At 68.7% G+C, this 18,722-nt stretch carries 12 protein-coding genes; 4 read left to right on the forward strand and 8 right to left on the reverse strand.

All coding sequences use genetic code 11. The annotated features are described in order from the left end of the window. Nucleotides 1-67: 67 nt before the first annotated feature. From G3I71_RS21455 to G3I71_RS21475, 5 genes are all read right to left on the reverse strand, one after another. Nucleotides 68-2,119 carry a glycoside hydrolase gene (locus G3I71_RS21455; RefSeq protein ID WP_164316458.1) on the reverse strand — a complete coding sequence of 684 codons (2,052 nt, stop codon included), beginning with the start codon at nt 2,117-2,119 and terminating at the stop codon, nt 68-70. A 144-nt stretch (nt 2,120-2,263) separates the two neighbouring features. After that, on the reverse strand, nt 2,264-4,309 hold the full coding sequence (locus G3I71_RS21460) for a beta-galactosidase (RefSeq protein ID WP_164316459.1): 2,046 nt from the start codon (nt 4,307-4,309) through the stop codon (nt 2,264-2,266). 85 nt (nt 4,310-4,394) lie between these two features. Then, nucleotides 4,395-5,735, reverse strand: a complete 1,341-nt coding sequence (locus G3I71_RS21465) for an ABC transporter substrate-binding protein (protein ID WP_164316460.1) — start codon at nt 5,733-5,735, stop codon at nt 4,395-4,397. 102 nt (nt 5,736-5,837) lie between these two features. Next, nucleotides 5,838-6,785: a carbohydrate ABC transporter permease gene (locus G3I71_RS21470; protein ID WP_164316461.1), complete on the reverse strand. Its 948-nt coding sequence runs from the start codon at nt 6,783-6,785 to the stop codon at nt 5,838-5,840. Between the two features lie 3 nt (nt 6,786-6,788). Next, complete coding sequence (locus G3I71_RS21475; protein ID WP_164316462.1) at nt 6,789-7,715, reverse strand: carbohydrate ABC transporter permease; 927 nt, start codon at nt 7,713-7,715, stop codon at nt 6,789-6,791. Between the two features lie 301 nt (nt 7,716-8,016). Between G3I71_RS21475 and G3I71_RS21480 the strand changes: the two genes are divergently transcribed. From G3I71_RS21480 to G3I71_RS21490, 3 genes are all read left to right on the forward strand, one after another. After that, on the forward strand, nt 8,017-9,006 hold the full coding sequence (locus tag G3I71_RS21480; protein ID WP_164316556.1) for a LacI family DNA-binding transcriptional regulator: 990 nt from the start codon (nt 8,017-8,019) through the stop codon (nt 9,004-9,006). Nucleotides 9,007-9,054: 48 nt separating this feature from the next. Beyond that, entirely contained in the window at nt 9,055-9,813 is a 759-nt protein-coding gene (locus G3I71_RS21485; protein WP_164316463.1) for an IclR family transcriptional regulator, read from the forward strand. Nucleotides 9,814-9,959: 146 nt separating this feature from the next. Then, nucleotides 9,960-11,117, forward strand: coding sequence for a PP2C family protein-serine/threonine phosphatase (locus G3I71_RS21490; RefSeq protein WP_164316464.1), 1,158 nt, complete (start codon nt 9,960-9,962; stop codon nt 11,115-11,117). Here the strand turns inward: G3I71_RS21490 and G3I71_RS21495 are convergent. The 3 genes from G3I71_RS21495 to G3I71_RS21505 all read right to left on the reverse strand — a co-directional run bounded on the left by G3I71_RS21495 (nt 11,089) and on the right by G3I71_RS21505 (nt 17,119). Continuing rightward, nucleotides 11,089-12,546: a family 43 glycosylhydrolase gene (locus G3I71_RS21495; protein WP_164316557.1), complete on the reverse strand. Its 1,458-nt coding sequence runs from the start codon at nt 12,544-12,546 to the stop codon at nt 11,089-11,091. The two genes, G3I71_RS21490 and G3I71_RS21495, sit on opposite strands and share 29 nt — an antisense overlap. Before the next feature lie 69 nt (nt 12,547-12,615). Beyond that, nucleotides 12,616-15,915: a discoidin domain-containing protein gene (locus tag G3I71_RS21500; RefSeq protein WP_164316465.1), complete on the reverse strand. Its 3,300-nt coding sequence runs from the start codon at nt 15,913-15,915 to the stop codon at nt 12,616-12,618. Nucleotides 15,916-16,090: 175 nt separating this feature from the next. Beyond that, complete coding sequence (locus G3I71_RS21505) at nt 16,091-17,119, reverse strand: LacI family DNA-binding transcriptional regulator (protein ID WP_164316466.1); 1,029 nt, start codon at nt 17,117-17,119, stop codon at nt 16,091-16,093. 247 nt (nt 17,120-17,366) lie between these two features. Here G3I71_RS21505 and G3I71_RS21510 point away from each other — a divergent pair, with 247 nt between their 5' ends. Then, entirely contained in the window at nt 17,367-18,704 is a 1,338-nt protein-coding gene (locus G3I71_RS21510) for a sugar ABC transporter substrate-binding protein (RefSeq protein ID WP_164316467.1), read from the forward strand. Nucleotides 18,705-18,722: the final 18 nt, after the last annotated feature.

An 18,722-nucleotide genomic window follows, 5' to 3' on the forward strand; every position in this document is an offset into this window, starting at 1 on the left:
GTCCCAGGTCCTGGACACGCGGAAGGCCGCCTCACGCGGAGGCGGCCTTCGTGGACGAACTACCGGGTCAGCTCCGGTCGGTCACGTCCGTGACCCTCCAGCGCTGGTTCGAGCCGGAGTTGGCGATCCACGTGGTGACGGCGGCACCCTCGTTGGTCGCCTGGCCGCCGACCTCCAGGAGGCGGCCGGTGGCCGCGTTGATCAGCGTCCATGTCCCGTCACCGGTGGTCGACATGATCCACTCGGTGGCCGGATCCCGCTTGCCCGTGTCGGGCTCCACCACGGGGACGTTGTCGCGCACGGCCAGGCGCTTGCCCTCGGCCGGGTTGGCGAACACGTACCGCTGGCGGGCGCCCTTCTCGCCGTGCCGGGCGTCGAGCTGCCACTGCTGAGCGACGGTGCCGTTGGCGGAGCCGATGACCAGGCTCGTGCCGTTGGCGCCGACGGTCACGGCCTTGCCGCTCTGCACGCCGGTCAGCGTGTAGGAGTGGCCCTTGCTGAACAGGCCGGCGTCCTTCGCGACACCCGAGACGCCCTTGACGGCGAAGGAGGTCACGGACTGGGCCGGGACGGTGTACGTCGCCTTGCCGTCGACGACCTTGACCGGGGCCTGCTGCTTGAGCTTGCCGTCGGCGCTGGTCACGGTCGGCGTGACGGTCGCGTTGCCCTTGATGGTGCGGAACTTGGAGAGGTCGATGGTGACGTCACGGGCCGCGGTGGTGCTGTTGACGTGGACGAGCGAGGCGCCCTTGCCGTCCTTGGTCACGGCCGCGGCGCTGGAGGTGTCGTCCACCTTGATCAGCTTGTCGCCCGGCTTGATGAAGTGCGTGAAGTTGCGGGCGGTGTCGAACTTGGTGTTCGTGTAGATCGGGCACGACGCCAGCGTGTCCGTGGACTTGCAGCTGAACGACAGCTGGACGCTGCCCCAGTTGCCGCCCTTGGCGGACTCGCCGCCGGGCTTCATGTTGTCGTAGTCCTCGACCGGCTGCCAGAACACCCAGGCCTGGGGCTCCAGTTCACGCAGGTCGTTGACGATCTGCTGGGCGAGGCCGAGACCCGGACGCATGTCCGTGAAGCTCTGCCCGTCGCCCCAGTCGCCCTCGACCTCGCTCATCCACAGCGGCTTGTCGGCCGCCTTGGCGAGGTCGCGCACGGTGGTGCGCTGCCCGGTGCCGTAGGTGTGGACGTTCATCTGGTCCACGAGGTCCTTGGAGGCCTGCGAGTAGGAGTTCCAGTTGTTCGCGAAGATGGACGGGTTGGTCTCGTCCATCGCCGAGATCTCCGACTTGACCTTCGCCTTCTTCAGGGCGGGGGCCAGCGCGGCGAGAACCTTCTCCTGGAGCGCGGGGCCGATGTGGGCGCCCTCCTGACGGCCGCCGACGGGCAGGCCGTCGGCGCCCAGACGGGTGCCCCAGTAGCCGGTGTTGGGCTCGTTGAACGGGTCGACGGTGTCGACCTTGATGCCCTCGGCCTTCTCCAGACGCTTCGTCGCCCCCGCCAGGTAGGCGGCGAAGTCGTCGACCGAATCGGCCTTCAGCTGGTCGGCGTTGGCGTTGAAACCGCCGGAGACATAGCCGCTCTCCGTCATGAACCAGGGCGGCGAGTTGCTGAACGTCTCCCAGTGGGTGATGTCCTTCTTGATGCGGTCCACCCACCAGCGCTGGGTCTTGTCCGCCTTCGGGTTCCAGTCGGCCGCGTCGTCGGCGCTCCACCAGTCGGTGTCCGCGCGGGTGGTGCCCGCAGGCGCCTTCCACCAGCCCTCGACGGCCCCGCCGGCCCGCAGGTAGTCCTTCACGTCGGGAGCGTTGCCGCCGCCGATGTTGTAGCGGGCGATGTTCAGCGCCAGCCCGTCGTCACCGAACAGCAGCTTCGCGAGCTTCTCGCGGACCGCCGGGGGATAGTCGCCGGTCGCGTTGGCGAACCAGACCAGACTGGTGCCCCAGCCCTCGAACTTCTCCTGCTTGTACGAGGGATCGGGGGTGACCGTGACGGACGGGACGGCGGCCTCGGCCGCCGCCTGCGCGTCCGGTGAAGGCGCGCTGACCAGAGCGGCCGAAGTGGCCAGGGCGGTGATGCCGACGACTCCCAGAAGGTGTCGCGTGCGGGTACGGCGTGCCAACGTGTGCTCCCAACTCAGATGTGGTCGCTGCGGTGGACCGCCGTGCCCGCACCGTGCGCGGGTGCGCACGGACACGGGGCACGACGGTGTGCCCCTTGGATCAAGGGAGTTCAGGGGTGGTGCGAGTGTGGTGCGCGGGGTCGCTCAGTGGGCGGGCTGTCGAAGTACGGCGACTTCCCTCGGCGCGAGGACGAGGACGCCGTCGGTATCCGTACCGCCGGACAGCCGCTCTCCGTCGAGGCCCGGCAGTGGGACCTCCTCCTCGCTGCGGTTCACCAGGAACAGGAAACGGCTTCCGCCGCCCTGCCTCACGGTCAACTCGACCCGCCCACGGGCGGGTTCGGGCAGCTCGCTGTCGACACCGGCCGGCGCGAGCAGCCCCGGCAGCAGCGCCGCGAGGCCGTCGGCACCGAGGCGCGTGGAGACGTAGGACGCCGAACCCTCGCCCGTCGTACGGCGGGTGACGGCAGGGCGGCCCGCGTAGGCGCCCGTGCGGTAGTGGGCCAGGACCTCGACCTCGGGGTCGGTCACATCGATGCGGTCGGTCCACACCGTGCCCGTACCGCCGCCGTCGACCTCGACCGACTCACCGTCGAGCAGCGGGCCGAACTCCTCGACGCGGATGCCCAGCAGGTCGCGCAGGGCGCCCGGGTAGCCGCCGAGCCAGATGTGGTCGTTCTCGTCGACGACGCCGGAGAAGTAGGTGGTGACCAGATGGCCGCCCGTCTCCGCGTACCGCGTCAGTTCCTTGGCGAGTGTCGCCGGGACCATGTGCAGGACCGGGGTGATCAGCACGTCGTAACGGCTGAACTCGGTGCGCGTGGTGACGATGTCGGAGCGGATGCCGAGAGAGAGGAGCGCCGAGTACCAGTTCAACCCCTCCTGGCGGTAGTCGAGGAGGGCGGTGGGGTGCGAGTCCTGCTCGCTCGCCCACCAGGAGTCCCAGTCGAACACGATCCCGACGCGGGCCGGTTCGCGCTCGGAGCCCGCGATCGGCGCCAGGTCCTTCAGGGTCTGGCCGAGGGCGGCCACCCCACGGAAGACCTCGCTGTCGGCGCCGGCGTGCGGCACCATCGCGGAGTGGTACTTCTCGGCGCCGGCCGCCGACTGACGCCACTGGAAGAAGCAGACGGCGTCGGCGCCGTGCGCGACGTGCAGCAGCGAGTCGCGGGCCAGCTCACCGGGGCGCTTGGCCACGTTGACGTGCTGCCAGTTGACCGCGCTGGTGGAGTGCTCCATCAGGAACCACGGACGGCCGCCCGCGATACCACTGGTCAGGTTGGCGGAGAAGGACAGCTCGTCGCGGTCCTGCGGGCCCGGGTGGACGTAGTGGTCGTTGGAGACGAAGTCGATCTCGCCCGCCCAGTCCGGGTAGTTCATGCCCTTCGTGCCGCCCATCACCATGAAGTTGGTGGTGATGGGGACCTCGGGCGTGTACTCGCGCAGGATGTCCCGCTCCGCGACCAGGTAGTCCTTCAGCGCGTCCGAGGAGAACCGCTTGAAGTCCAGCTGCTGGGTGGGGTTCGGGTGCGAGCCGGCCAGCCGGGGCGGCAGGATCTGCGCCCAGTCGCTGTAGCGCTGCGACCAGAACGCAGTGCCCCAGGCGTGGTTGAGGGCGTCGAGCGTGGTGTAACGGGCGCGCAGCCAGTCGCGGAAGGCGTGGGCCGCGTCGTCCGAGAAGTCGTAGATGTTGTGGCAGCCCAGCTCGTTCGAGATGTGCCAGGCCACCAGGGCCGGGTGGTTGGCGTAACGTTCCGCCATCTTCCGGACCAGGCCGAGCGCATGGCTGCGGAACACCGGGGAGGTGGGGCGCCAGTGCTGGCGCGCGCCCGGCCAGACCGTCTCGCCCGTGGCCGTCACCGGGAGGATCTCCGGGTGCGCGGTGGTGAGCCACGGCGGCGGGGACGCGGTCGCGGTGGCCAGATCGACGCCGATCCCGCCCTCGTGCAGCAGGTCCATGATCTCGTCCAGCCACCCGAAGTCCCAGGTGTCCGCGTCCGGCTGGATACGCGCCCAGGAGAAGATCCCCACCGAGACGATGTTGACACCGGCCTCGCGCATCAGCCGTACGTCCTCCTCCCACACCTCCCGAGGCCACTGCTCGGGGTTGTAGTCGGCGCCGTACGCGAGACGGGGCACGGAGTCACCGTCCGGCCCGTACGGCAGACGGGACGGGGAGGCGGAGGTCATGGTGGTCCTTCCAAGGTACGGGGGGTACGAGGAGCGGCCGGCGTTGACGCTTTCCGGCCGCTCCTCGGCTGCTACTGCCCAGCTGTTACTTCTCGACGGTGAAGCCCTGCTCCGTGCCGTACTTGATGGAGGCGTCCTGCCAGGTCTTCAGCGCGTCGGAGAGCTTCGTGCTGGAGACGTAGGCCTTGCCGACGGTGTCGTTGAAGATCGAGTTGGCGTACTGCTGGAAGGGCAGGTACGACCAGTCGCTGGCGACGTTGGCGGCGGAGTCGGCGAAGATCTTGTTCGCCTCCTGGCCGTCGAAGTAGTCGAACTTCTTGCTCAGGAACGCCGGGTCCTGGAGCTGAGCGGTGGTCGCCGGGAAGGCGCCCTCGTCGACACGGGTCTGCACACCGTCACCGGCGTTCGCGTACTCGACGAACGCGTAGGCGAGCTCCTTGTTCTTGCCCAGCTCGGGCAGGGCCAGCGAGCTGCCGCCGTTCTCCGCGCTGGCCTTGTCGCCCTTGGTCCAGGCCGGCATCGGGGCCGCGCGCCACTGGCCGGACGCCTGCGGGACACCGCTGACGAAGTTGGCGGGCATCCAGGCGCCGGTGGTCAGGGTGGCGATGGTGCCGTCGCCCAGACCCTTGTACCAGTCGTCGGTCCAGCCGTTGATCGGCGAGACGAGCTTCTCGTCGATGAGCTTCTGCCAGGTGTCCGTGTACTTCTTGGCGCCCGCGTCGTCGAAGTTGACCGACACCTTGGTGCCGTCGACCTTGTAGGGGCGCGAACCGGCCTCCCACAGGAGGCTGGTGGTGAAGCCCGCGTCGCCGGCGTCGTTGGCGATGTAGACCTTGGGGTCGGCCTTGTGCAGCTTGCGGGCCGCCTCGACGTACTCGTCCCAGGTGGTCGGGACGGCGATCTTGTACTTGTCGAAGACCTTCTTGTTGTAGAACATCGCCATGGGGCCCGAGTCCATCGGCAGGCCGTAGACCTTGTCGCCGTCGCTCACGGCGTTCCACGGGCCGGGCGTGTACTTGGCCTTGAGCTTGTCGGCACCGTAGGGGGCCAGGTCGCTCAGGCCCTTGGTGAGGGAGTACTGGCTCAGCGCGAAGTACTCGACCTGCGCGACGTCCGGGACACCCTTCTTGGCCGCGATGGCGTTCGACAGGGCGGTGTAGTGCTTGTCGCCGGACCGCTCGGCCACCAGGTTGATCTTGACCTTGGGGTACTTCTTCTGGAAGTTGGCGGCGACCGACTTCAGCGTGGGCTCCCAGGCCCAGACATTGACCGTGCCGCCCTTCTTGAGGGCCGCCTGGATGTCCGCGGCGGAGACGCCCTTCTGGTCCGAGCTGTCGTCGTCGGAGCCGCCGCAGGCGGTCGCGCCGAGGGCGAGGACGGAGAGCAGGGTTATGCCGCGCATCAGGCGGCCGGTGGTTCTACGCATCGAGATGCTTCCACTTCTTCGTGGGTGGGACGGGGTGAGGGTGAATGCTGTGTGAGGGTGAAACGCGGTGGAGCCGAGGGGGGTGTGGGGCCTGAGGGTGGATCACTCCTTGACACTTCCGGCGGAAAGGCCGGACTGCCAGTACTTCTGGAGCAGCAGGAACGCGGCGATCAGCGGAATGATGGTGAGCAGTGATCCGGTGATCACCAGGTTGGTGACGACGTCGCCGCCGATCGTCTGGGCCTGGTTGTTCCAGGCGTCCAGACCCAGGGTCAGCGGGTACCAGTTGGGGTCCTTGAGCATGATGAGCGGCAGGAAGTAGTTGTTCCAGGTCGCGACCGTGGTGAACAGCAGGACGGTCACGGTGCCGGGGGCGAGCAGGGGCATCGCGACCTGGAAGAAGGTGCGTATCTCGCCCGCTCCGTCGATGCGGGCCGCCTCCATCAGTTCGGTGGGGATGGCCTCGGTCGCGAAGACCCACATCAGATACAGACCGAAGGGCGACACGAGCGAGGGGATGATCACCGCCCACGGGGTGTCGGTCAGGCCCATCTTGCTGAACATCAGGAAGGTGGGCACCGCCAGGGCCGTGCCCGGGACGGCGACGGCACCGATGACCACGGCGAACACGGCGCGCTTGCCCGGAAAGGTGAACTTCGCCAGCGCGTAGCCGCCGAGGATCGCCAGCAGCGTGGCGCCGCCGGCGCCGAGCACGACGTACAGCAGGGTGTTCAGCAGCCAGCGGACGAAGATGCCGTCGTGGTACGTGAACGTGTCGTGGATGTTCTGCCAGAGGGCGAAGTCGCTGCTGAACCACATTCCGGACGAACTGGCCAGCCCGTCCTGGGTCTTGGTGGCGCTGATGACCAGCCAGATCAGGGGCACGACCGTGTAGACCAGGATCAGCCCGGTGAGGACGGTCAGCAGGATGCTGCGCTTGGGGCTGCCGGGGTTGTGCTTACGGCGGGTGCGCAGCCGGGGCGCGCCCTTGGAACCGCCGGTGGCTTCTGCGGGTGCAGCCGGGGAGGTGGTGGTGACGGAGCTGCTCATGGTTCACGCTCCCTTGCGCATGCCGCGGAGCTGCACGACATAGGCGATGACCATGGTGATCAGCCCCATGATGATGGCGACCGCCGCGGAGTAGTTGTGCTGCTGGCCGTTGAAGGACAGCGAGTACGTGTAGAAGTTCGGGGTGAAGTCGGTCGTGATGGCGTTGCGTGCCAGTGGCCGCAGGATGGCCGGCTCGTTGAAGAGCTGGAAGCTGCCGATGATCGAGAAGATCGTCGCGATGACGAGGGCACCGCGGATCGCGGGGAGCTTGATGGCGGTGATGATGCGGAACTGCCCGGCGCCGTCGATCTCCGCGGCCTCGTAGAGCGAGAGCGGGATGACCCGTAGCGCGGAGTAGAAGATCAGCATGTTGTAGCCGATGAACTCCCACGTGACGATGTTGCCGATCGACGCCAGGACCAGGTCGCTGGAGAGCGGGTCGGGCAGCGTGACGCCGAACGCGCTGTTGATGTCACCCACCAGGCCGTACTTGGTGCCGTACATGAAGCCCCACATCAGGGTGGCGACCACGGCGGGCACCGCGTACGGCAGGAAGATCGTGATGCGGAAGAAGTCCTTGCCGAAGAGGCGTCCGCTGTCCAGGGCCAGGGCGATCAGCAGGGCGATGCCGAGCATGATCGGCACCTGGACGGCCAGGAAGAGTGCCACCCGGGTGAGGGACTGCCAGAACTGGTCGTCCTTCAGGGCCTGTGTGTAGTTGTCCAGGCCGACGAAACTCGTGCCGCCGATCAGCTGGTCCCTGAACAGGCTCAAATAGATCGAGTACCCGATGGGTGCCAGGAAGACGAGGGCGAACACCGCCACGAACGGGCCTATGAACCCCCATCCCGTCCAGGAGCGGCGGTCCCTCTTCGCCGCGGACCGGGCCGGGGCGCGCTTCGCGGCCACCGGCGGTTCTAGGGTCGTCATTGTCTTGCCTCGCTCGTCCGTCTCGGAACCGGCGCTGGTCCGCCGCCGCCCCGATGTTTACGTAAACATCCGTCTCCGCAAGACCCCCACGAGAGGTCCACCGGCTGTTATGTTTACGTAAACATCTGATGGCGGCATGTCTACACCGCTCCCCCGACGCTGGTCAAGGGTCGTCGGGCGCAACTGTGGACCGGAGAGCGAGGATTGACGGGTGGACACAGCTGACGGCACCTCGGCCGAGCCGGGGCGGGCGCGCGCACGCACCAGGAAGCGGGCCGCCCGCCGTACACAGAGCGCCTCCATGGCGGACGTCGCCAGGGTCGCCGGAGTGTCCTCGCAGACCGTCTCCCGGGTGTCGAACGGCTTCCCCGGCGTCAACGAGGAGACGCGGCAGCAGGTCCTCGCCGCCATGAAGGAGCTGGGCTACCGCCCCAACAGCGCCGCCCGGGCCCTCAAACGCGGCGAGTTCCGCACCATCGGCGTCATCACCTTCGGCCTGTCCACCACCGGCAACGTGCGCACACTTGAGGCGATCGCCACCTCGGCGGCCCACGAGGGGTACTCGGTCACCCTGCTGCCGGTCGCCGTGCCGACGCAGGACGAGGTGCGCGGAGCCTTCTCGCGGCTCGGCGAGCTCGCCGTCGACGCGGTCATCGTCATCCTCGAAGTGCACCTCCTCGACGCGTCGACCCTCTCCATGCCGCCGCACGTCCAGGTGGTCGTGGCCGACTCCGACGCGGGCGACCGCTACAACGTGGTCGACACCGACCAGGCGGGCGGCACCCGGACCGCCGTACGGCATCTCCTGGACCTCGGGCACCGCACGGTCTGGCATCTGGCGGGCCCCGAGGGCTCGTACGCCGCGCAGCGCCGCACCGACGCCTGGCGCGCCGAACTCCTCGCGGCCGACCGGATCGCGCCGCCCCTGGTGCGCGGGGACTGGTCGGCCGAGTCCGGCTACCACGCGGGTCTGCGGATCGCCGCAATGCCGGACTGTACGGCGGTGTTCGTGGCCAACGACCAGATGGCGCTGGGGCTGCTGCGGGCCCTGCACGAGAGCGGGCGCAGGGTGCCCGAGGACGTCAGCGTGATCGGCTTCGACGACATCCCGGAGGCGAGCTCGTTCCTGCCGCCGCTGACCACCGTGCACCAGGACTTCGCCGAGGTGGGGCGGCTGTGCGTGGAGGGCGTGCTGCGGCAGATGCGGCAGGACGCCACGGAGCACGGCACGACACTGGTGCCGACGCGGCTGGTCATGCGGAACAGTACGGCGCCGCCGCGTTCGCGGTGAGGACCCGCACGCCTTGCCCGTGCCGGGCGCCGGGCGCACGCTGGTCGTATGGCTGCGCACGACGGCCCCACGCTCATCACCTCCGTCCAGCGGGCCTTCCGCCTCATGGAGGCGGTGAGCGCACACGCGAACGGGGCGCCGGCGAAGCAGCTGGCACGCGAGACGGGGCTGCCCCTGGCCACCGCCTACCACCTGCTGCGCACCCTGGTCCACGACGGCTACCTGCGGAAACTGGCCGACGGCGGGTTCATCCTGGGGGACAAGGTGCGGTCGTTGCAGGTCACGGGAAGCGGACAGGCGCTGCTCAGCCGCGTCCGTCCCACGCTCGCCGCGCTGCGTGACGAGCTGACGACCGCCGCCTACCTCACCTTCTACGAGGAGGGCGAGATCCGGGTCGCCGAGATCGTCGACGGCCCCCGGGCGCCCCGCGTCGACCTCTGGGTGGGGTTCGAGGACGCGGGACACGCCACCGCGCTGGGCAAGTCAGTGCTGCGCGAAATGGACGAGGACGCCCGCAAGGACTACCTCTCCCGCCACCACCTCAACGACCTCACCCCGAGGACGATCACCAGCCGGCTGGAACTGCTCCGGCGAATCGACTCCTCACCCGTCGCCCCGGCCGTCACCGACCTGGAGGAGTACGCCCTGGGCACGGTCTGTGTCGCCGTCCCCGTCTACCGGGGCGACACGCTCGGCTCGCTCGGTGTCTCCATGCCGGTGGACCGGCTCTCCAGGCTGCCGGAGATCCGGGCGCGGCTGATCCCGGTGGCCGACCGTGTGACCAGGAGTCTCTCGCTCACTATCTGAAAACCCTCTCCTTGTTGTCGCCCCCGCTGGTCGCGTTTCCTGGATACCTGGATGAAACAGGCATTTCGGGGGCTCGCCCCGTACACAGGTGAGGACTGCGGACGGACATGAGTCAGGCCCGACACCGAGGTGGAGACCGCTGGTCCATGCGAGTCTTCAGGAACCGCCCGTCCTTGCTTTCCGCCCTGCCCGTGCTGGTCGTCGCAGCCGTCGCCCTCGGCGATCTCGTCGGCGGAGCCGGGACGAGCTGGCTGCCGCTGCTCGCCGCCGGACCCGCACTGGCCGCCACCACCAACGGACCGCGCGGTGTCCTCTGCGTCGGCCTCCTCGCCGGGCTGCTCGGCGCCACGCTCGGTGACCAGGACGGTGTACCGGGCCCCGAACTGGCCGCCGTACTCTCCGCCCTGGGCGCCGTCACCCTGGCGAGCGGGCTGGCCAGCGCACTGCGCGGGCGCCGGGAACGGGTGCTCGACGCCGTCCGTTCGGTCGCGGAGACCGCCCAGCACGCCCTGCTCAGCCCCGTACCGGCGACGGTCGGCCCCTTCCAGGTGGCCGTCCGCTACAGCGCGGCGGCGGCCGAGGCCCGGATCGGTGGTGATCTGTACGCGCTGATACCCACGCCGTACGGGGTGAGACTGATCGTCGGCGATGTGCGCGGCAAGGGGCTGCCGGCCGTCGGGACCGCCGCTCTGGTGCTCGGCGTCTTCCGGGAGGCCGCCTATGACGAGCCAGATCTCCTCGCCGTCGTCGACCGGATCGAGCGGAGCCTCGCCCGCAACCTCGGCGTGGACGACTTCGTCACCGCGATCGTTGCCGGATACCCGAGGCCAGGCCACCTGGAGGTGGTGAACTGCGGACACGCGCCCCCGCTGCTGGTCCGGGCCTCGGGCGCCCTCGTGACCGTGGAACCCACGCACCCGGCCCCGCCCCTCGGACTGCGCGCCCTCACCGGGCACACCCCCGACCTCCAGGTGCTGCCCTTCACCGACGGTGACCAGCTCCTGCTGTACACCGACGGAGTCACCGAGGCCCGCGACCGGGGCCGCGCCTTCTACCCGCTCCACGAAGGACTGGCCCGCCACGCCTGCGACGAGCCGTCGCGCACGCTCGACGCGCTCCACGAGGAACTGCTGACCCATGTGGGCGGCCGGCTCCACGACGACGCGGCGCTGCTCCTCATCCGCAAACCGACGGTCCGGGAAGTGGTGGTTCCCGAACCGTCGGCGGGCGGAACAACAGGATCGAGCTCTGGAACTACGGTTCCCGAACCAGCCGTTACTCGCCCGACGGCGCGGTCAGCGTGACGCCGAGCGCGACCGGCGTACCGAAGTTCGGTGTGCCGTCCGCGTTCCAGGTGAACTTCTGTGCCCTGGTGGTGCGGTTCATGTCGCAGCCGCCGGAGGTGGAGTTGTTGGCGTGGTAGACGATCCAGTCCTCGGTCCCGTCCGGTGACTTGAAGAACCCGTTGTGGCCGGGGCCGTACACGCCGTTGGCGTTGGAGCGCTGGAACACCGGGTTGGGCGACTTGACCCAGGAGGCGGAGTTGAGCGGGTCACCGGTTCCGTTGTACGTCAGCATCCCCAGCTTGTAGTCGGGCGTGGAACAGTGGCTGGCGGAGTAGACGATGAACGTCTTGCCGCCCCGCTGGAGCACCTCGGCGCCCTCGTTGACCGCGCCGCCGACCGTCTCCCAGCTGAGGGTCGGGGAGGACAGCACCCGGCGGGTACCGCTCGCCGTCCACGGGTTGGACAGCGGCCGGATGAACATGGGCTGCGACCCGTTGTAGAAGGTGCCAAGGAGGTACAGCGAGCCGTTCAACTGGAGGATGCCCGGGTCGAGTTCCCAGGTGTTGTCCTGGGTCGGGTCGAGCAGGTCGGCCTTGAAGCTGTAGGGCCCCATCGGGTCAAGCCCGGCGCTCTCCAGGACATGGATGCGCTGGGTGCCCAGGTCGTACGGCTCCCGCCCGGCCGTGTAGTAGAAGTACCACCGCTTCCCGTTGGGCCCGTCGAGCAGATGGAACTCCGGGGCCCACATCGTGCCGGCTCCGTTGGGCCGGGTCAGGTTGAAGATCACCTGGTCGGCTGCCGTGGCGAGCCCGGCGAGAGTGCTCGCCTTGCGCATGGTGACCGTCGAGTTCCAGGTGGTCGTGGCGAGGTAGTAGTAGCCGTCGTAGTACGTCAGCCAGGGGTCGGGCCCGTGCTGGGACAGCGGGTTGGTGAACGTGTGCGTGCCCGTGCCGCCCCCGCTCGTGAAGCCGGGCAGCCGCCACACCCTGCCGTTCGCGGTGGCGCACGGAAGTTGCACCAGGTTGGTGTTCGAGGCCGACGAACCGCCGCTCGGCGTCACGCACTTGCCCGAGCTGACGGACACCACGTTGAACGTCCTGTCGGTTCCGGAGACCGTCACCGGAACGAGCCGCCACTGCTGGTTCGTTCCGCTGTGGCACGGCCACTGGATGATCGTGGCGTTGTCCGCCGTCGACGCCCCGAAGACGTCGACGCACTGACCGGACTGCGTGGTGATCGTGTACGTGTCGGACGTCCCGGCAACCGGCGTGTAGCCGAAGCTCTGGTTGGCGCCGGAGCTGCAGGTGAACGCGCGCAGCTGGGTGGCGTTGGTCGTCGAACTGCCCGGCAGGTCAAGGCAGTTGCCGCCGTTCTGGTTCACCCCCGTCGAGCTGAACGTGACGGCGGCGGACGCGGGCGGCGATGCCACCAGGAGGGCGACCACCATGGCGAGCACGGCGACGAGCACGGCCGTACATCTGGAGCGGGCGGATCGGGTCACTTGAGCCACATCCCTTCAGGGTCCGTACGCCTTGACTTCGAGGAGTCCGACGGAGCTGCTGCCGGTGGCGGTGAGCAGCACCCGTAGCCGGGTGGTGCTGGTGGCGGTGAACGAGACGGTGTTGTACTGGTTCCTGGCCAGCGCGTAGGCGCCGGCGCCCGGCATGTCCACGTAGGCGCTGCCGTTCCAGTACTGGAGCTTCCACGCGGAGGGCATGTCGATGCCCTGGTCGTCGTCGAAGAAGTACACGTCGGCCTTGTCGAGGGTCTTCGCGGCCGGCCAGGTCAGCTCGGCCCACTGCTGGCCCGTCTCCGGCCAGGTCCCCCAGCGCGGGTTCACCGTGTCGTTCGACGAGGGCGGATCAACGCCGTCGTTCACTGCGGCGACGCTCTCCCAGGCGGAGGTGTACGACGCGGACGCCGTTGCCGAGGAAGCCTGGTTGGCCGGTGGCTGCGGTGGCTGGACGCCGCCCCGGTTGAACACCTTGACCTCGGTCAGGCCCGTCTTGGCGCCGGAGGCGTTGGTGGCCAGGACACGGATGCGCTGGGCGGTGATCGCCGGGAACTGCACGAGGTTGTAGTTGGCGCGCGGCGCGGTCGGGGTCCTGGTCTGGCTCGGCGCGTTCACCCACGAACTGCCCTCGTAGTACTGGATGTTGTACGCGGACGGCGCCCGGTAGGTCGTACTCGCCGGGCGGCTGTCCTTGAAGTGCAGGCGCACCTCGTTCAGCGTGCGCGCGGTTCCGAGGTTCAGCTCGTACCAGTCCTGGCTGTTGGGGGAGCCGCCTGCGCCCCAGAACGGCTCGTTGGTCGGATAGCCGTCGACCGCGCCCGAGACCGCGCTGCCCGACCCGGTGTACGAGGCCGAAGCGGTAGCCCCGGAGGCCAGGTTGGTCAGGTCGGCGGTGAGATCGACGCCGGCCTTGGCGAGCATGTCGACCATGCGCGGGCTGCTCTGGACGACCTGGTTCGGTGCCTGGAGTCCGGCGACCGCCGTGTTGTAGGTGACCGTGCCGCTCGTGGTGACGGCACCGGTGGCCGGGTCCCAGGTGAAGGGCACCAGGGAGTTGACGGTGGCGGCCCGGTTGCCGTTGACGTAGATCGAGTAGCCCTCCGGGATACCCGGGTAGCGCACCACGCCGTCGGACGGGTCGTCCCAGACGACGGACAGGTCGGCGTTGCGGTAGCGGAGGTTGTTGACGGTGAAGTGGCTCCAGCCTATGTCGATCGGCGAGAGCTCGACCTTGGCGTCGTTGCGCGGACGGAGCCCCGCGACATCCTCGATCACCGTCCAGTTGCTGCTGCCCAGGATGTTGTGGTGGATCCACGAGCGGTAGTTGATGCTGCTGCCGTTCCAGTCGGCCCAGAACTCGTTGGCGTCCGGCCACTGGGTGTTGCCGCCGACGTACTGTGCCCAGGTGTTCCAGTACAGGAGCTTCTTGTAGTCGGTCGCGTTCATCCAGGAGTTGGGGTAGTTGCGCAGCACCGAGGAGTAGAGCCTGAACTGCACCGTGGAGTTGATGGTGGAGAAGTTGTTGGAACCCGGTTCCCCGGCGTCGGCCGCCGCCTGCTTGTCGACCTGGTTGGCCGTGTAGAAGGGGAAGATCGGGTACTGCGCCGGGTCGTCGAACAGCCGCAGGGCCTGCTTGTACGTCGCCGTGTTGGGGACGGCGCCGACCGAGAACGGGTAGTAGTTGTTGATCTCCTTCCAGGGCACCCACTCGTTCGTCGACTTCAACCGGTGCTCGAACAACTGCCGGCTGGGGTTCCACAGCACGTTGACGATGGCGTCCTTGATCTGCGTCGCGAGCGTCCGCATCTCGTTCGCCTTGGCCGTGTTGCCGATCGCGTCGTAGGCCTGTGCGGCGGCCAGCGCGCCGCTGTACTGGTAGGCGGACTCGGCGCGGTCCATGTTGCCGGGCTTCCAGTGGAAGGAGACCGCGTCGGCGTCGTTGCCGGTCAGCGCGCCCCAGTCGTACTCGATGAGCTTGTTGTTGTCGTGGTCGTAGTTGGCGAGCTGTCCCTTGACGTCGCCCTCCGCGTAGCGCGCCAGGTTGGCGGCGATGGCCGGCTGGCCGCCGTGGAGCTGGTAGCTCTTCCAGGCCGCCTCGGCGATGTACTGCGTGTAGCTGTTGGACCAGTTCTCCGGATCACCCGGGTTGTCGAGGAACCGTCCACCCTTGGAGGTCTGGCCGACGCTCAGCCAGTCCCCGTACGCGTAGGCCGGGTTGCGAAGGTACTTCAGGTCGTCGATGTGCATGGGCTGGGTCAGCGCGATCGCGTTGTTGTAGCCGAGGACGCCCTCGGTCGACGTCGGGAACTGGAAGGTCTGCCCGGGGATGTCGGCGTCCAGGTTGTTGAAGCGCATCAGCCACCAGCGGTAGTAGATGCTCTTCTTGATCGCCGGTTCGGGTACGTCGATGTAGGGCACGTTCTGCGCCCACCACAGGTTGTAGGCCCTGACGTGCGTCGCGAAGGCGGTCGCGTTCGAGTAGCCCGCGTAGGCGTTGTACTCGGTGAGCGACTGGGGGATCTCGTCGGTGACGAAGCCCATCACCACCTTGGCGGTCACCGTGGCCCCGGCCGGAACCGTCACCGAGCGGTTGAGGCCGCCGCTGGTGACCGCGAATCCGTCGCCGGTGAGGCGGGGGCGGAGGGTGGTGAGGTTGTTGTAGGCGCTCGCCTGGCCGGTCAGCTCGCTGCCGGTGCCTGTCGTGGCGTACGGCGAAGTCGCCCGCAGTTGCAGGGTGGTCGATCCGCTGCCGTTGTTCTTGATCGACAGGTTGGTCACGGCCACGTTGTTCTCGGTGATGAACTTGGTCTGGTTCACCGTGACCGAGCCGCTGGTGTGCACGCTGTTCCAGTGGCTGGGCATCTGGCGGCGCTGGGAGACCTGCTCGGTGAAGGTGCCCGGGCTGATCGCGACGCTGTAGGCGTTCTGGTCGTTGACGCTCTCCCAGTAGGCGACATGGCCGCCGAAACCGAGGATCGCCGGGTCGTGGGTCTTCATGAAGAGCCCGCGGCCACGGCTCATCAGCCAGGGGCCGGCCGGGTCGTCGCCGGAGCGGGCCAGCAGACGGTCCATCCAGAAGTCGGTGCCGGAACTCTCCGCGTCGTAGATGGCCTTCATCATGTCGCCGGTGGTCTGGGCGACGGGCGGGGCCGGGACCGCGGGGCCGCTGAACGTGGGGAACCCGATGGTCTGCGCGGCGGCGGCCGGGGGTGCGGTGAGGACGGAGGCGAGGGTGAGCAGCAGGGCGACGAGGAGGTACCTCGTGCGCCGACGTCGTACCAGTAAGGAGTGCGGTCTTCTCATCGGAGGCTCCCTGTCCCGTTGCCTGACAGACGTGTGGTCGCGATGGCGCCGACGTTCATGAACCGAAGAGCACGGAAAACAGACCTGAAAGGTTTTCGCAACGTAGGAGCGAGCTGATGAGGTGTCAAGAGGGTTGGGTGAGGCCCGAGTTCGCCGAGAGGGTGGATCGGCCGGTTCAGGACAGCGGTGCCGTCGAACCCCTGATGACCACCCGGCAGGGCAGCGCCTCCGTCCCCGAGCGACGCACCCCGCCGATCGCGCTGAACAGGGCGCGCGCCGCCGCCCGCCCGACCTCCTCCAGGTTCAGGTCGACGCTGGTCAGCGGCGGCCGGGCACCGGAGGTCAGCACGTGCCAGTCGTCGAAGCCCATGACCGACACGTCCTCCGGTACGCGTCGGCCGCGCTCACGCAGTACGTCCATGACGCCGCGCGCGATCTGGTCGTTGCCGCACAGCACCCCGTCGACCTCCGGGTGCCGGTCGAGCAGCAGCGCGGTGGCCGCCCGCCCCCAGCCCTCCGACCAGGCACCGAACCTCGGATCCTCGACCGGGGCCAGACCGGCGTCGGCGAGCGCGCCCATGGCCCCCTCGGACCGCTCCCGCGCCGCGAGATACCCGGGGTCGCCGGTGATGTGCGCGATCCGGGAACGGCCGCACGCCAACAGGTGTGTCACGGCGATCCGGCCGGCGTCGACGCTGTCGGGGACGATGGACAGATCGGCCGGATCGTTCGACGGCGCGTACGCGTAGACCACCGGGACGGGGAGTTCACGGCCCAGCGACGGACGCGGGTCGGTCCGGCTTCCCACCACGATCAGACCGTCGACCCGACGGCCCAACAGCGCCCGGACATGGTGCTGTTCGCGGATCGCGTCCCCGCGGGCGTCACAGAGGAACACGGCGACCTCGCCCGCCCCGAAGGCGTCCTCGGCGCCCATCAGGATCGGGATGCTGAACCGGCCCTCCAGGTCGCTGGTGAGCAGACCGACCGTGCCCGTCCGCCCGGCGAGCAGGCCGCGGGCCAGCTGGTTGGGGCGGAACGACAGCCGCTCGGCAGCGTCGACCACCCGCTGCCGGGTCTCGGCGCGCACCTGGCTCCGGCCGTTGAGCGCCTTGGACGCGGTGGCGATGGAGACGCCCGCCAGACGGGCCACGTCGCTGAGTGTTGCGGGTTGCGCACGAGAGGGGCCGGTGGCCTGTGCCATGGGTGAACTCCTTCTCTCGCCCTGCGTGCGTAAACCGTACGCGAGTTGTTTCGGCCGGGGCGTGGCACGCGCAGTTTCACAGGTTTCGTCAGCCATCACGTCGGGGCCGTCGATTTCCCTTGTGTGCAAGGGGATTGACGGGCTGTGAGCCAAGTCCTTACTTTCAGAAAAGCTTTTCGGTGTCTTTCCGGCGCAGGACCAGCAGAACCCAGCAGAACCCAGCAGAACCCACACGAGGGGGATCGTTATGGGGAGCACGACCGGGCCACGTGGAATCAGACGTGGACGCCTCCGCAGACTTGCCACCGGTGCCGTCGCGTTTCTCGCCGCCGCGAGCCTGGTCACGGCCTGTGGCTCCGGGGACGACGGCTCGGACGACGGAGGAGGCAGCGGTGGCGGGGGAGCGGCCGGCGTCACGGGCAAGGACGACGGTGCCACGCTGACGATGTGGACCCGGGCGGCGACCCGGCCGCAGAGCGAGGCCCTGGTCAAGGCGTACAACGCGGGCCACAAGAACCGGATCGACCTGACCGTCATCCCCACCGACGACTACCAGGCGAAGGTCGGCGCGGCGGCCGGTTCCAAGGACCTGCCCGACCTCTTCGCCTCCGACGTGGTGTTCGTCCCGAACTACACCTCCAGCGGGCTCTTCGCCGACCTCACCGACCGCATCGACGCCCTGCCCTTCGCCGACAGCCTCGCCCAGTCGCACATCAAGGCGGGCACGTACGAGGACCGGAAGTACGTCGTCCCGCACACCCTCGACCTGTCGGTGCTCTTCTACAACAAGGACCTCTACCGGCAGGCGAAGCTCGACCCGGAGAAGCCGCCCACCACCCTCGCCGAGTGGGACCGGCAGGCACGCGCCGTGGACGCGCTCGGCGGTGACGTCAACGGCACCTTCTTCGGCGGCAACTGCGGCGGCTGCGGTGTCTTCACCTGGTGGCCCTCCATCTGGGCGGCGGGGGAGGACGTGCTGAACAAGGACGGCACCGAGGCGACCCTGGACTCCGCCACGGCGAAGAAGGTCTACGACACCTACCGGGGCTGGGTCGACGACGACATCGTCGCCCCCGGCGCGCGCGACGAGACCGGCGCCACCTGGACCGGCGTCTTCCCGAAAGGAAAGGTCGGCGTCATGCCGATGCCCTCGACCACCCTGGGCCTGATGCCGAAGGACCTGGACCTCGGGGTCGCGCCCATTCCCGGGCCCGACGGCGGCAGGTCCACCTTCGTCGGCGGCGACGCCATCGGGATCTCCGCCACGAGCAAGTCGGCCGACCAGGCCTGGAACTTCCTCTCCTGGTCCCTGGGCGACCAGGCACAGGTCGATGTGGTCGCCGCCCACAAGGATGTGGTGGCACGCACCGACCTCGCGTCCAACAAGTACTCCAAGGCGGATCCGAGACTGGTGGCCATCAACCAACTGGTGGCGGACGGCCGGACCCCGTACGCGTTGAAGTTCGGCCAGACCTTCAACGACCCCAACGGCCCCTGGCTGAGCCTGATGCGCGACGCCGCCTTCGGCGACGGATCGGACGTGGACAAGGACAACGACGCGGTGAGTGCTTCGCTGGCGGACTGAGTGTGAGCCGCGGGCGCG

This window comes from Streptomyces sp. SID12501 (genome assembly GCF_010550245.1).
Classification (GTDB): domain Bacteria; phylum Actinomycetota; class Actinomycetes; order Streptomycetales; family Streptomycetaceae; genus Streptomyces.